Source organism: Nonomuraea sp. NPDC049158, from assembly GCF_040648335.1.
GTDB lineage: Bacteria > Actinomycetota > Actinomycetes > Streptosporangiales > Streptosporangiaceae > Nonomuraea.
The window spans coordinates 50,611-64,659 of the sequence record NZ_JBEZDM010000017.1 but is presented as its reverse complement, the minus strand read 5'-3'; the positions used below and the strand labels follow the sequence as shown (position 1 = coordinate 64,659).

Genomic DNA, 14,049 nt, shown 5'->3' with positions numbered 1-14,049 from the left:
GGGGTCCTTCCTGTCAGGCGCAGGCCGGGCTGATCTGCCCGGTGAGCGCCCGGTTGGCGGCGCTGACCCGCTCGATGTCGGGCTTGGTGACGGCTCTGTCGTAGGTCATGAGGCCGTTGAGCTCGGTCTCGACGTCGGTGGTCTGGGTGTAGATGGCGGCGCTGAGCTGGTCGCAGGCGTGCAGCTTCTGGAGTTCCTGGATCATGCCGACGTAGCGGGTGGTGAGGGCCGCCGGGTCGGGCTCGACCGCGTAGCCCCAGCCGCCGCCCGACCAGGTGTGGCCGATGAGCGGGAGTCCCAGACCGCCGTACTCGCCGATGACGACCGCCCGGGTGCCGGTGGGTTTTCCGGGGACACCGGGGCCGGGGTAGATGTGGTAGTCCTTGACGTCGCCGTTGCCGCCGTCCTGGGCGCCGCAGCAGTTGACGCCGCTCATGTTGTCGACGAGCCGCGAGGGGTCCCAGCTCTTGACCAGGTCGGCGATGCGCGCCTGGTCGTACTGGCCCCAGCCCTCGTTGAACGGCACCCACATGACGATCGACGGGACGCTGCGGTGCTGGTCGACCATCTCCCGCAGCTCGGCCTCGAACTGGGGCTTGTCGCTGGTCCTGAACATGGCGGGCATGTCCTGCCAGACGAGCAGGCCCAGCTTGTCGGCGTGGTAGTACCAGCGGTCGGACTCGACCTTGGTGTGCTTGCGTACGGTGTTGAAGCCGAGCTTCTTGGTCTGCGTGAGGTCGTACTTGAGCGCCTCGTCGGTGGGGGCGGTGTAGCTGCCGTCAGGCCAGAAGCCCTGGTCGAGCGGGCCGAGCTGGAAGACGGGCCGGCCGTTGAGCAGCATGCGGTTGTTCTTCAGCTCGATGGAGCGCATCCCGAAATAGGACGAGATCTCGTCCTTCTTCGTGCGGACCTTCAGGTCGTACAGGAAGGGCTTGTCCGGCGACCACAGCTTGGGGTTCGGGACCGGCAGCCGGAGCTCCGTGCCGACGGGGCCGGTCACGGTGCCCACGACGCGGTGGCCGTCCTTGGCGACCACGGTGGCCGTGCCCGCGCCGCCCTGGACGGTCACGCGCAGCGCCTGGCCCGCGACGTCGGGGACGGTGTCGACGCGCTCGATGTGGTCCTTGGCGACGGGCTCCATCCAGACCGTCTGCCAGATGCCGGAGACGGCGGTGTACCAGATGCCGCTCGGGTCGAGCCGCTGCTTGCCGATCGGCTGCGCGCCGGAGTCGGTCGGGTCGGCGACGCCGACGACGAGCTCCTGCCGGCCACCGCGCTTGAGCGCGTCGGTGACGTCCACGGTGATGCGGTCGTAGCCGCCCTTGTGCGTGCCGACCTGCTTGCCGTTGACGTAGATCGTGGCGTCCCAGTCGACCGCGTCCAGGTGCAGGAGCAGCCGCTCACCGCTCCACGAGCGCGGCACCTCGAACGTCCTGCGGTACCACATGCGCTCCTCGTGGCGGCCGATGCCCGACAGCTGCGACTCCACCGGGTAGGGCACGACGATGCGTTCGGCCAGGTCGCGGCCGGTCGGGGCCGCCTCGCCCTGCTTGGCGGCGGCGAACTGCCAGACGCCGTTGAGGCTGCGCCACCTGTCCCTGACCAGCTGGGGGCGGGGGTACTCGGGCAGCGGGTTCTTCGGGTCGACGTCCTTGGACCAGCGGGTGCTGAGGATGTACGTGGAGTCGTTGAGGACGTACGCGTACGGGAAGGCCGCCACCGGCGTGCCGTCGGTGTAGCTCAGGCCGGTGCCGTCGTAGGTGGCGCGGAGCGTGTTACCGGCTTTTGCCGGAACCGGATATTGCAGCTTAAGCACCACCATGTCCCGATTTTTCAGAGCCACGGAGGCTATGGGCCATTTGGTGCCGGCGACCGTCAGCGCCAGGTGGTCGGTCAGAGTCGTGGGCAACGAACTCAGCGGCTTGGCGAACGTCAGCGTGGCCAGGTCGCCGGAGGCGCCGACCGACGCGGCCGCCGGTCCAGGCGGGTCGAACCCGTCCGGCAGCGTGAACGCCGCCGCCGGGACCGCGGCCTTCGGCTGGCTGGCGCTCTGCCAGCGCAGGTGCAGGTTCGCCCCGCCGAAGTGCTCGAAGTACTCGACCTTGATGTCGTAGTCCTTGCCCGCCTCCAGCGCGATGGGCGTGCCCACCTGCTCCCTGTCCCAGTCGTCCACCCAGTGGTCGATGACGGCCTTGCCGTCCACCCAGAGCCGGAAGCCGTTGTCACCGATGATCGAGAAGGTGTAGGTCTCGGAGTAGGCGGGCCGGATCTTGCCGGTCCACCGGACGGTGACGTCGTCCTCCCGGCCGGCCAGCAGCTTGAACACCGGGTTGAGATCGCCCTGTTCGAGGCTCGGGTCCACGACGCTGGCCTTGAGCTCATCGAAGTCGAACGCGCCTGGCGCCGAGGCGAGATAGTAGTCGCCGCGCAGCCCGTGCCGTTCGGCCGCGGCGCCCGCAGGGATGGGAACCTGCCATAACACTGCCAGCAGCACGGCGATCATAGCCGCGAGTGTCTTTCGCACGGAGTGTCCTTTCACGCTGGGGGGCGGAGGGAGCAAGCGGAGGACCGCGGGACGACGACCGGACAGACAAGACGCATGGCATGTCCTTCGATCAGGATCGGACAGGTTATGACCCTGCCTGGCTCCCAAATAAGCACCCGTGGACCGAGCCGGTCAAGATTTCCGATCAAATTCGTTCTCATATGATCAGAGGTGAGCCGCAGTTGAGCATTCGACTATGATCGGGACGTGAGCGACACGCAGAGCGACGGCCGACGGCCGGTGTTCGCCGCGGAACGCCGGCAGCGCATCCTCGAATTGGTGCGCGCCAACGGCGCCGTGTCCCTGCGCGAGCTCGCCCAGTCCGTGCACTCCTCCGAGGTGACCGTCCGCCGCGACCTGCGCGCGCTGGAGTCGGAGGGCCTGCTCAACCGCCACCACGGCGGCGCCACCCTGCCCGGCGAGCTGTCGCGCGAGGCGGGCTACGCGCACAAGGTCTCGCTGGAGTCCGCCGAGAAGGGCGCGATCGCCGACCTCGCCTCGGCGCTGGTCGAGGACGGCGACGCCATCGTGATCGGCCCCGGCACCACCACGCAGGAGTTCGCCCGCCGCCTGACCAGGCACGCCGAGCTCGCCGTGGTGACCAACTCGCTGCTCGTCGCCCAGGTCCTGGCCGGTTCGCCGCGGATCGAGGTGATGCTGACCGGCGGCACGCTGCGCGGCGCGATCCTGGCCCTGGTGGGCAGCGCGGCCGAGCACTCGCTGTCCGGGCTGCGGGTGCGCCGGGCGTTCATCTCCGGCAACGGGCTCACCGCCGAGCGCGGGCTGTCCACGCCCAACATGCAGGTGGCCGGCGTCGACCGGGCGCTGGCCGCGGCGGCCGAGGAGGTCGTGGTGCTGGCCGACCACACCAAGATCGGCGTCGACACGATGGTGCAGACCGTCGCCGCCGAGCAGATCGGCCACCTGGTCACCGACGAGGGCGCGCCCGGCGACGTGCTCGACGAGCTGAGCGGCAGGGGCGTCAGGCTACACGTCGCCCGGATCTGATCGAATGTGACACTTCTGTTACTGAATTGTTTCCTGCCGCGACCACGATCGAGGCGGAGGCAACCGTGCTACAGGTGGCTGGCGTTCTCAAGACGTTCCAGGGCGTGACCGCGCTCGACCACGTCACGCTCTCCGTGCGCCCCGGCGAGGTGCACGCGCTGATCGGCGGCAACGGCGCCGGCAAGTCCACCCTGGTCAAGGTGCTGTCCGGCGTCTGCCAGCCGGACGCGGGCCAGCTGCGCTTCCTGGGCGAGCCCGTCAGGTTCGGCAGCCCGGCCGAGGCCAGGCGGGCCGGCATCGCCACCATCCACCAGGAGACGAACCTCGTCCCGACCATGAGCATCGCCCGCAACCTGCTGCTCGGCCGCGAGCCGCGCGGCCGTCTCGGGCTGATCGACTTCGCGGCCGCCAACGCCCGCGCCGAGCGGATCCTGGCCGAGTACGGCCTGCGCACCGACGTCCGCAGACCCCTGGGCACGCTGGGCGAGGGGGCCAGGCAGCTGGTGGCCCTGGCCAGGGCGGCCACCGCCGACGCCCGGCTGGTCATCATGGACGAGCCCACCTCGGCACTCGAACACGCCGAGCTCGAGACGCTGTTCGGCGCGGTGGCCCGGCTGCGCGACGAGGGCCGCTCGGTCGTCTACGTCACCCATCGGCTGGAGGAGCTGTACGAGGTCTGCGACCGCGTCACCGTGCTGCGTGACGGCCGCGTCGTGCACACCGGCCCGCTGACCGGATTGGATCGCCTCCGGCTGGTGTCGCTCATGCTCGGCAGACCGTTCCACCCCGTCGAGGAGCCCAATTCCGCCGCCCAGCCCGACGAACCGGGCGACGACCCCGTCCTGGAGGCGAAGGGGCTCACCCGCCATCACGTGCTCGACGGCGTGTCACTGGCGATGCGCGCGGGCGAGGTCGTCGGCCTCGGCGGCCTGCTCGGCGCCGGGCGCAGCGAGACGGCCAGGGCGATCGCGGGCGTCATGCCGGTGGACGCGGGCCAGGTGACCGTGGCCGGAGCGGCGGCCCGCAAGTGGTCGATCAGGAGCGCCATCCGCGCCGGCGTCGGCCTCGTGCCCGAGAACAGGAAGACCGAGGGCATCGTCCCCACCCTCTCAGTACGCGACAACATCGCCCTGGCCGCGCTCCCCCGGCTGTCCCGGGCCGGCATCGTCTCCGACGCGCAGATCGACGGCATCGTGGAGACGTTCATGAAACGGCTCGGCATCAAGGCCGTCTCCCCCCGCCAGCCCGCGGGCGAGTTGTCGGGCGGCAACCAGCAGAAGGTGCTGCTGGCCCGCTGGCTGGCCATGCACCCCAAGGTGCTGCTGCTCGACGAGCCGACCCGCGGCGTCGACGTGGCCACCAAACTGGAGATGCAGGCCTTGCTCGACGAACTGGCCGTGGACGGGCTGGCCATCCTGCTGATCTCCTCAGACGTGGCCGAACTGGCGGGCAACTGCGACAGCGTGGTGGTCCTGCGCGACGGCGCGATCAGCGAGCAGCTCACCGGCGCCGAGGTGACCGAGGACCGGCTGCTCGCGGCACTGGCGAAGGCTTAGCTCAGGCGCTCGGGCTTGGTGGCCACGATGATCGCGTACCCGATTTGCGGCGTTTCGATGAGGCGGGCCACGAACGGCGGCGGCTCGATCTCGCCGTCGAACTCTTCGAACTGGTCCCGCAGTCCGGCGATTCTCTCCACGATCCGATGCAGTGTCGGAGACATCGTGTGTTCGGAGATGTCGAGGATATCTCTCAGCGCGAGTCCGCTGTCGGCGATGAAGCCGGGATAGTTCCGCAGCGGGATGATCGAGTCGATGTGGGAGTCGTGGTAGGAAGCCTCCAGCTTGCCGCGCTGCTCGTCAGTGAGGGGTGCGCGCTCGACCAGATTGGCGATGACCAGCACCCCGCCGGGCCGCAGTACGGAGTGCGCCTGGCGGAGCACGCGCGCCTGGTCCGGCATGTGCAGCAGTGACTCGACGAGCCACGCGCCGTCGAACGAGTCCGGCTCGAAGGGCAGCTCCAGTGCGTCGGCCACCTGGAACGTCGCCCGATCCGCCAGCCCTTCGTCCTTCGCCAGACGGGAGGCCAGCTCCACTTCCCGCTCGCTGATCGTCACGCCGACGACATCCACCCCGGCGGTCCGAGCCAGGGCGATCGCCGGCCTGCCCGTGCCGCATCCGATGTCGAGTATCCGCTGGCCCTTGCTCGCCTCCAGCTTGTCGATCATCAGCTCGGTCAGGCGTTCGGAGGCCGTTTCCAGCGAAGCCTCATCCCTGGGGTCGTCCCAATAGCCGTTCTGCAGGCTGCCTCCCATGATTTTCTCGATCATCTCTGTGGTCCGGTCGTAAAGCTGACCGCTGGATCACGGTGACCTACCTGACGTCATCGGCGGGCGACCGGTCGGCGGGTGTCAGGGCGAAGATATTATGGGCCGCGGCCGACATCGCGGTGATGGGAGCCCTGCTGCTGGGCTCCGGGGTGCCGGACGACGCCGGCGCGGGCTTTCTCGTCGTGCACGGCGAGAACCCGCTCATCATAGGTTCCTATCTGGCCTTCCTCGGCTATATCTCCGCCGGCCTTTTCGGTACGCTCCGCCGGACCTGGCGATACGTGCGCTACATGCACCAGCCCTATGTGCGGCTCGGATTACGGCTGGTCGCGGCCGGTGACGCCGGCGGGCTCGTCTACGTCGGCTATCTGGGCGCCACCGCGCTGACCAGCTATTTCTCCCTGCCGACGCCGCCGGGCACGTCGACGCATGCCGTGACGTACCTCGGGCTCGGCTGCACCACGCTGATCCTGGCCGGCCCCACCATCGGCGACTCCGCCGGCTACCAGCTCTATCGCTATGTCATCGAGATCCGCGACTCCCTGCTGGTCCTGGAGTCCTATACCGGAAAGCCGTTTCATGACGGCATGTCCCCGGCCCTGCGCGCCCAAACCGTGGCCCAGGCCCTCCATACCTTCGCGGCCACGAAGCGAAACACGGCGGCGCCAGGCGTTTCCCCTGCTTCCGCGGGTGATGTGAAACCCGCGGCCACCCGTGACACCACGTCCGGCGACCCGGTGCTCAGCCCTGGATTGCCGGCCATGAAGGACGAGCTGACGCACCTGACCCAACTTTCCCGGGCCTTCGCCCGACTCTGAACGGAGAGCATGAGCGGCCTTCTGCCGTGATTCTCCGCCCCCGTCGCATTCATGAAATATGGCGACATACCAGGGGGATTGATTGCGCGAATTGGGGCGCACTTTCTCATTCGCCATGCCACCGATCAGGCGCCTATGATTGGCCGGATTTCGACGCGCCGCACATGCCTTCATAGCGGGTGAAAGTGCGCGCATAGGGTTATCAATGGGCATTGGATTAAGTCGCAGGGAGGGAGCGGCCCTGTCCATGTCGGAGAGAATGAATTTGTGCTCCCGCGGCCAGGGCACGTTCAGCTCTGGGTCCAGCGGGTTGATGGACACGGTCGTGCTGGGCGAATAGAGGCTTGAGCAGAGATACCAGACGGTCACCTCCTTCGTCAGCGCGAGGAATCCGGCGGCGAGTCCCTCCGCGACGTAAAGGGCCCTCCTGCTCTCGGCGGTCAGCTCGACCGCGAGGTGCTCGCCGTAGGTGGGCGAACCGATCCTGGTGTCGAGTACGACGCAGAGCATGGCCCCCTGCGCGCAGTTGAAGTAGCGCGCTTGGCCCGGCAGGCCCACTACATGGAGGCCGCGTATGGTGCCGCGATAGGACCAGGAGCAGTTGACCTGAGCCACCCAGAGCGGATGGCCCACTGCTTTGCGGAACGCGGGCTGGCTGAATGGTTCCAGGAAAATCCCGCGCATGTCTGGATAGATTTTCTGGTCGATCATGAAGGAGTCCGCTACGTCAAGTTCTTCGATGTGCATGCCCGAAAACCTCCCGTAGACATGTTCTCTGTCATGGCAATTCAAGGCTTTCAGCGCGGCATATGGGCGGCAACCCCCTAAAGCTCCCCCTAGTACCCCTATCCATCGTTAATGCGAGCGTATTAGCCCGGGATGCCGAGGAACGCGGGCTGCTTCCGCTCTATCGCGATTGCCAGGCCCGATACGCGGAACTCAACGCGATGGCCGATGCTTATCCATGATTCTTGGCATCCGGCCCGTCCTCAGCGCACGCGCCGTTCAGTACACCGAGATGTGCGGGTGGTCGTAGTGGTTGGCCGTGGTGCCGCCGCGGTCTGACATCGTGCGCCAGGCGCCGGTCCTGGCGTGCCAGATCCGCTGGCGGTAGATGATGTACATGATGCCCAGCCGCTTGGCGTTCTTGATCGCCCAGGCGGCGATCTCGTTGCCGCGCGCCACCTCCGCGGCCGTCGGCATCGAGCCGCCACGGCTCAGCATGAAGTCGCACGCTCTCCCGAGCGGGTGCTCGCCGCCGTCCTGGATCGCCCGGTAGCAGCCGATTCCGTTGGGTACGGCGAAGTGCTCCTTCACGAGGGTCTTGACCAGGCGCATCCGAGGCGTGATGTTGTCGGAGCCCTCGGGGAGCTGCGGGACCCAGGTGCCGTCCGAGCGCCGGACCCCGGGCGCCTGGTAGAGCTTGTCGATCTTGTCTTTGATCTTCTTGATCAGCTGCTCGGCCTTGTCCTTGCGCTTGCCGAGGTCGGCGACCTGGTCGCCGAGTTCCTTGGCGCGGGCGGCCGCCTCCTCTTCGGCCTTCTTGTGGTCATCCCTGACCTGCGCGAAGCCGCGTAGCCTGGCGCCCTGCTCCTCGACCAGGTGATTGGACAGCGCGAGGCGGCTCATGAGCGCGGAGGGGTCCTCGCTCGTCGAGAGCAGGGTGGCGGTGCTCGGGGGGCCGCCGTTGGTGTATTGGGATACGGCCATCAGCCTGAGCTGGGCCGACTCCCGGTCGTAGACCTCCTGGGCGGCGGCCAGCTTCTCCTGGGCGGCCTTCTCCGCCTTCTCGGCCTTCTGGTGGGCGATGCGGCCGTTGTAGTACTCGGTGATCAGCTTGTCCGACTGCTTCCCCAAGGCGGCCAGCTCCTTCTTGAGCTGCTTGATCGTCGGCTTGGGGGCCGCGTGCCCGGGCGTGGCCAGGCTCGCTAACAGGAACACCGCTGTGATCATCGCGGTGAGCGCTTTGGTGAGGATCGGACGGCGCCGCCGGTCGGCGGGGCATGCAACCGCCACACTTCTCCTTCGCCCGAACTGCGGGGCCCAGAAGTACGCCCCCTATCCGAGGCTAGATAGTAGGGGATCACATGTATCGGTCGGCAAATCAGCAAATTTTGGTATGGGCGAAATATCGGGCGAGAGGAACGGCAGGCGGGCTTCGCGGTATGGCCGCCTCCGTGCACGCCCCACTGACTGCGGGCGGCGCGGTCACGGCGGGTCGATGTCCGGCGGAGGACAGGACGACGTGTGCGGAGGCCGGGCCCGCCTGGCTCTGCGGGCGGCCCAGTGGCGGCCGAGCAGCGCGGAGCCGGGGACCAGCACGGAGCCGAGCAGACCACTCCCGAGCCCGAGCCCGAGGTCGATGTCGAGCAGGCCGTCCTTGCCCTTGAGCACGGGTACGTCGATCGACACCTTGACCGAAATCGAGACCAGCGGCCCAGCGGCCTTGGTCGGGGCAGGAGCCTGGGTGGTCGGAGGGCTGGTGGTGGCCGGGCGGGCGGATGGCTTGGGCTCGCTGCCGGCGGGCTTCGTGGTCGACGCCTGCTTGGTGGCCGGCCGGGTGGTCGGTTTGGAGGTGGCGGGTTCGGAGGTGGCCGGGCGCGTGGTCCGCGTCGGCTCCGCCCCACGGGTGGGCTCCGGCGAGCGGGTACGGACGGGCTCCGGCGAACGGGTGCGGGTGGCCTCAGTGGGCTCGGCGGGGTCCCCGGTGACCACTGGATCTGCGGCGTCGGTGCTGGGCGGAGGGCTGGCCAGGTCGCTGGGCCCCGCGGTGAAGATGGACGGCTCCGCCGTACCGGATGGCGTGGGAATCAGGGCCGACTCGGCGGGCGTGCTGACCGGCGGGAGCCCGGCGAGGCGATCCGGTGGCGCGTCGTTCCAGATCACGAACGCCGACGCCACCGCCGCGGCGGTCGCGACCACCAGGCCGCCCGTCACCGCGAACTTGGTCATCGGCGCCAGCGCGCTGCTGAACAGGCTCGTGCCGCCGCTCCCCGACGCGGGCAGAGGCCGCGACAGAGGCAGTAAAGAGACGAGCGGTACGGTCAGCAGGCCGAGCCCGGCCCGGCCGCGTACCTCCCAGCCGGTGCCGTAGGCGGTGTCGGCGACCTCCTCCAGCTCCGCCAGGAACGCCTCAGCCGACTCCGGCCGCTCGGCGGGGTCCTTGGCCAGGCCGTGCCCGACCAGCGCCCGCATCGGCTCCTCGATGTCCTGCAGCGGGGGCTCGGCGTGCTGGTGCTGGTAGGCGAGGGCGGCGAAGTTGTCCGCGACGAACGGCCGGTGCCCGCTGAGGCACTCGAAGAACACCACGGCCGCCGCGTACACGTCCGACGCCGACCCCGCCGGGGCGTCCGCCCACTGCTCGGGGGCCATGTAGGAGGGGGTTCCGGCGAGTGGGGCGTTCTCGCCGGAGTGGGCGGCGACGCCGAAGTCGACGAGCTTGCTCTGGCCGTCCTGGGAGACGATCACGTTCTCGGGCTTGAAGTCACGGTGTACGACGCCGTGCCGGTGCGCCTCGGCCAGTCCGAGCAGGGCCCCCTTCAGTACGGCCAGCGCCGCCTCGGGGCCGGTGGCGCCCGCGTGCCGCAACAGGCGGCGCAGGGTGATGCCGTCCACCAGCTCCATCACGATGCAGACGTCGTCGTGACCCTCGACGTAGTCGAGCAGGCGGGCCGTGTGCGGGCTGTCGAGCTCGCGGATCAGCCCGGCTTCCGCGCGGAAGCGGTCGACGAACACCTCGTCGTCACGTAATCGCGCCGAGAGATGCTTGATCGCCACGGGCGTCCCGTCGGACGTCCGTAAAGCAAGCATCACCCGTCCGGTCCCGCCGTGTCCGAGTTCCCGAATTTCGGTGTAGCCGGGAACATCCATCGGGGGGGACCTCCAAAGGCGGATAAAGATCCTTTCACCCGACGCTATCCCGTGGTAACACCCCGTGTCGAGAGCGCTACCAGCCTCTGCCTCAATCGGTATTTTTACTACTTCTTATAGTAGGTCGAACGGCCGCAATGGCGGGGGCGCGGCAAGGAGATGGCGGACGTTAGTAGGTGAGGCGGCCGCAATGCAGAGAGCGCGGTTGAGGCGGCCGATGTTCGTAGGTCAGGCGGCCGGAACGGAAGGGGCCGCGGTGAGGAGGCGGCGGACGTTGCGGGCGGCGGTACGGCCCGCGCGGTTGGCGCCGATCGTGCTCGCCGAGGGGCCGTAGCCGACGAGTTGCAGGCGCGGCTCGGCGAGCACCGCGGTGCCGTCCACCCTGATCCCGCCCCCGGGCTCGCGCAGCCGTAGCGGGGCGAGGTGGTCGAGCGCCGAGCGGAACCCGGTCGCCCAGATGATCGTGTCCGCTTCCACGTACCGTCCGTCGTCCCAGCTCACCCCGTCGGCGGTGATGCGGCCGAACATCGGCAGCCGTTCCAGCGCCCCCTTGGCCAGCGCGTCCCGGACGACCGGCGTGTACCCGAGGCCGGTCACGGCGACCACGCTCTGCGGCGGCAGCCCGGCGCGTACCCGCGCCTCGACCATGGCGACGGCGTCGCGGCGCGCGTCCTCGCCGAAGTCGTCCAGCGGGCGGAACACGGGCGGCCGGCGGGTGACCCAGAGGGTGCTCGCGGCGACGCCGGCGATCTCGGAGAGCACGTGCGCGGCCGAGGTCCCACCGCCCACCACGACCACCCGCCGCCCGGCGAACTCCTCCGGTCCCCGGTACGACGCGTAGTGCAGCTGACGGCCGCGGAACGAGCGCGCGCCCGGGTAGTACGGCCAGTACGGGCGGGTCCAGGTGCCGGTGGCGTTGACCACGGCCCGCGCCGCCCACTCCCCCGTCCCGGAGGTGACGACGAGCCGCCCGCCCTCCCCCGGCGCCACGGCCGTCACCTTGACCGGCCGCAGCACGGTGAGCCCAAGCTCCCGTTCGTAGTCCGCGAAGTACTCGGGGACGACCACGGCGGCGGGCCGCCGCCCGTCGGCCCCGGACAGATCAGCTGGACCAGCCCCAGGCAGCTCAACTCCCGGCAGCTCTGCCCGACCAGTTCCCGGCAGATCAGCTCGACCAGTTCCCGGCGGCTCTGCCCAACCAGTTCCCGGCGGCTCTGCCCGACCGGCTCCCGGCGGTTCTGCCTTACCGGCTCCGGGCGGGGCGGCCACCGGTGGATCGGAGCGCCGCACACCGGGAAGATCGAAGATGCCGTGCACCTTGTCCATGGTCAGCGACGGTGACCGGTGCCGCCACGCCCCGCCCGGCCCGTCGCCCGCGTCCAGCACCAGCGGCTCGAAGCCGAACCGGCGCAGGAAGTAGGCGCTCGACAGCCCGGCCTGCCCGGCCCCGATCACCACGACGTCGATCTCGTCCACGTACGGATGCAACCGGCGAAGCCCCGTGGCTCTTCCCGGGGACGAACCCCGGGGAGAGCCGAGAGCCCCAGAAAGAGCCCAGAGCCCCGGGAAGAGCGATCGGGGCCGCGGCGGCCGCCCCCGCGTCACCGCCGCGGCCCCCGCCGGTCGAACCCCGCCCATCGGCGGGGGCCGCCCGGCAGTCGGCCGACCCGTCAGAGGGGCGGTGGGACGGTGTGCAGGCTGCGCGGCGTGACCGACCGCGCCAGCCGGTACGCGGCCGCGGCGTCGACGAGCCCCGCGCCGGTAGCCCCGTCGAAGCCCTCGCCCGCGAGCTCCCCCGTCCCGCTCTTGCCCTCGACGACATCCCGCGCCGAGGCCCTGAGCAGCGCCTTCACCAGGTCGGGAGACAACCCCGGCTGGACCTGCTTGAGCAGCGCGCACACCCCGGCAATCTGGGGCGCGGCGGCGCTGGTGCCGCTGATCACGCTCCAGCCGTCGTCGGGCGCGGTGCCGTCCTTGACCGGGTAGCCGGGACCGGCCAGTGAGGAGTCGATGACGTCGCCGGGCTCGGTCGGCAGCATGATGTAGAGCGCCCTGGGCTGCCGCCCGACCAGCCCGCAGACGTCGGGCACGTGCCGGCCCGGGTAGATGAGGCTGTCGAAGCTGCTCGCATAGTCGGACGCCTCCATCTTGAAGTCCCCGTTGGCCTGCGTCTCCTCCACGTACACGCCGCCCGCGGCGATGACGTCGGGCATCATCGCGGGGAAGGAGATGTGGCCGTTGCCCGCCGAGAAGCAGACCGTGATGCCGCGCACCCGTACGGCCTCCAGCACCGCCAACTCCAGCGGCCGCAGGAAGTTGGGCAGCCCGGTGAGCCCGTTGAGGTCGTAGCCCCAGCTGTTGGTCAGGACAGCGGGCGACAGGTCGGCGGCGGTCTTGAACGCGAGCGTGGCGTTGCCGCCCATCTTCACGCCGACGAAGTCCACGTCACGCGCGCAGGCGAAGATGTTGGCCGCCTCGGCCGTGCCGTGGCCGTACTCGTCGTGGTCCACGCGGGCGGCGTCCGGCGCGAGGGTGGCGTTGTAGTTGTAGCCGTGATGCGGATAGAAGGGATGCTTGTAGAAGCCCGTGTCGACCATGGCCACGAACACCCCCCGGCCGGTCACCCCCCGCTCGTGCACGTGGCAGGCGCGCAGGAGGAGCCCGACGTCGTCCGGCACGCGCAGGTGGTGATACGACACCCTGGGCGGCAGCGGTGAGCCGTAGAACTGCGGCGGCGCCTGCGGGTAGGCCCGTTCGACCAGCGGTTCCAGGTCGACGGGCAGCGTGAACGGGACCCCGGACACATGCGCCAGATAGGAGACCTCGTCGCCCGGCTCGGCGGCCACGTCACCCGGCGCGCCACGCAGGGTGTGCGGCCTGACGGCCACGCGGGTGTTGAACGTCTCCTCCCACAGCCGGCGCGGGCCCTCCGCGCTGATGGAGAACGTCCCGACGTGCCGGACGACGAACCCCCTGCGCTGCAGCGCGAGCGCCGTCTGCGCGGCCCGGTCCGGCGGCGGCCTGAGGTCGTCCAGGCCCGCCGCCTGTACGGCCGACGACTCGGCGAACATGGAGGCCCGGCCCGGTGGCCGCACCACTGCCTCGAAGTGGACGGTGGACTCGCGGCGTTCGGTGATCGTGGTCATGCATCCCCCTCGGGGCGTGTCAGTGGGTCAGTGCAGGTCGGGAGGCCCGGCGAGATGGATCCCTGTGACAAGTCCCCGCAGTTCGCGGGGGATGGCGGGCTCAGGCAGGCCGAACGTCCGCTCCCAGACCTCTTCCGGGGCGCTCACGCTGATCGTCGGGCCGAGGTGCAGAACGCGCAGGCCGAGCCGGCGCAGCACGGCCGCCGCCTGGTGCCGTCGTCCCGGCACCGGCTCCACCTCGGCGGAGATGATCCGGTGCTCTGGGGACGCGTCCGTGAAATCCGGCATGTCCCCAGAGTCGGGTCCGTGAGCGAATCCGGCCTCGGGTGACGGCTG

The 14,049-nt window shown here is 69.7% G+C and carries 10 protein-coding genes and 1 pseudogene; 3 read left to right on the top strand and 8 right to left on the bottom strand.

Features of this window, described 5'->3' with window-relative positions:
• Positions 1-13 precede the first annotated feature (13 nt).
• The gene (locus tag AB0B61_RS31935; protein WP_358439682.1) at positions 14-2,524 is read right to left on the bottom strand and encodes a PA14 domain-containing protein; all 2,511 of its coding nucleotides are present in this window, start codon (positions 2,522-2,524) and stop codon (positions 14-16) included.
• A gap of 228 nt (positions 2,525-2,752) precedes the next feature.
• Here AB0B61_RS31935 and AB0B61_RS31930 point away from each other — a divergent pair, with 228 nt between their 5' ends.
• Both AB0B61_RS31930 and AB0B61_RS31925 read left to right on the top strand, forming a co-directional pair.
• The gene (locus AB0B61_RS31930; protein ID WP_358439680.1) at positions 2,753-3,553 is read left to right on the top strand and encodes a DeoR/GlpR family DNA-binding transcription regulator; all 801 of its coding nucleotides are present in this window, start codon (positions 2,753-2,755) and stop codon (positions 3,551-3,553) included.
• A 74-nt stretch (positions 3,554-3,627) separates the two neighbouring features.
• A complete protein-coding gene (locus tag AB0B61_RS31925) occupies positions 3,628-5,109 on the top strand; it encodes a sugar ABC transporter ATP-binding protein (protein ID WP_358439678.1) in 1,482 nt (493 codons plus the stop codon).
• Here AB0B61_RS31925 and AB0B61_RS31920 read toward each other — a convergent pair.
• Positions 5,106-5,879, bottom strand: coding sequence for a methyltransferase domain-containing protein (locus AB0B61_RS31920; RefSeq protein WP_358439675.1), 774 nt, complete (start codon positions 5,877-5,879; stop codon positions 5,106-5,108). The two genes, AB0B61_RS31925 and AB0B61_RS31920, sit on opposite strands and share 4 nt — an antisense overlap.
• Before the next feature lie 38 nt (positions 5,880-5,917).
• Between AB0B61_RS31920 and AB0B61_RS31915 the strand changes: the two genes are divergently transcribed.
• Complete coding sequence (locus AB0B61_RS31915) at positions 5,918-6,697, top strand: DUF6545 domain-containing protein (RefSeq protein ID WP_358439673.1); 780 nt, start codon at positions 5,918-5,920, stop codon at positions 6,695-6,697.
• 285 nt (positions 6,698-6,982) lie between these two features.
• Here the strand turns inward: AB0B61_RS31915 and AB0B61_RS31910 are convergent.
• The 6 genes and pseudogenes from AB0B61_RS31910 to AB0B61_RS31885 all read right to left on the bottom strand — a co-directional run.
• Positions 6,983-7,381 (bottom strand): annotated as a pseudogene (locus tag AB0B61_RS31910) (dTDP-4-dehydrorhamnose 3,5-epimerase family protein); the annotation flags it as partial.
• Positions 7,382-7,702: 321 nt separating this feature from the next.
• Positions 7,703-8,713 carry a hypothetical protein gene (locus tag AB0B61_RS31905; RefSeq protein WP_358439670.1) on the bottom strand — a complete coding sequence of 337 codons (1,011 nt, stop codon included), beginning with the start codon at positions 8,711-8,713 and terminating at the stop codon, positions 7,703-7,705.
• A gap of 192 nt (positions 8,714-8,905) precedes the next feature.
• Positions 8,906-10,567, bottom strand: a complete 1,662-nt coding sequence (locus AB0B61_RS31900; RefSeq protein ID WP_358439668.1) for a protein kinase — start codon at positions 10,565-10,567, stop codon at positions 8,906-8,908.
• A gap of 228 nt (positions 10,568-10,795) precedes the next feature.
• Positions 10,796-12,043: an FAD-dependent oxidoreductase gene (locus AB0B61_RS31895; protein WP_358439665.1), complete on the bottom strand. Its 1,248-nt coding sequence runs from the start codon at positions 12,041-12,043 to the stop codon at positions 10,796-10,798.
• Positions 12,044-12,237: 194 nt separating this feature from the next.
• The gene (locus AB0B61_RS31890; protein WP_358439662.1) at positions 12,238-13,713 is read right to left on the bottom strand and encodes a S8 family serine peptidase; all 1,476 of its coding nucleotides are present in this window, start codon (positions 13,711-13,713) and stop codon (positions 12,238-12,240) included.
• 27 nt (positions 13,714-13,740) lie between these two features.
• On the bottom strand, positions 13,741-14,001 hold the full coding sequence (locus AB0B61_RS31885) for a hypothetical protein (protein WP_358439660.1): 261 nt from the start codon (positions 13,999-14,001) through the stop codon (positions 13,741-13,743).
• Positions 14,002-14,049 lie beyond the last annotated feature (48 nt).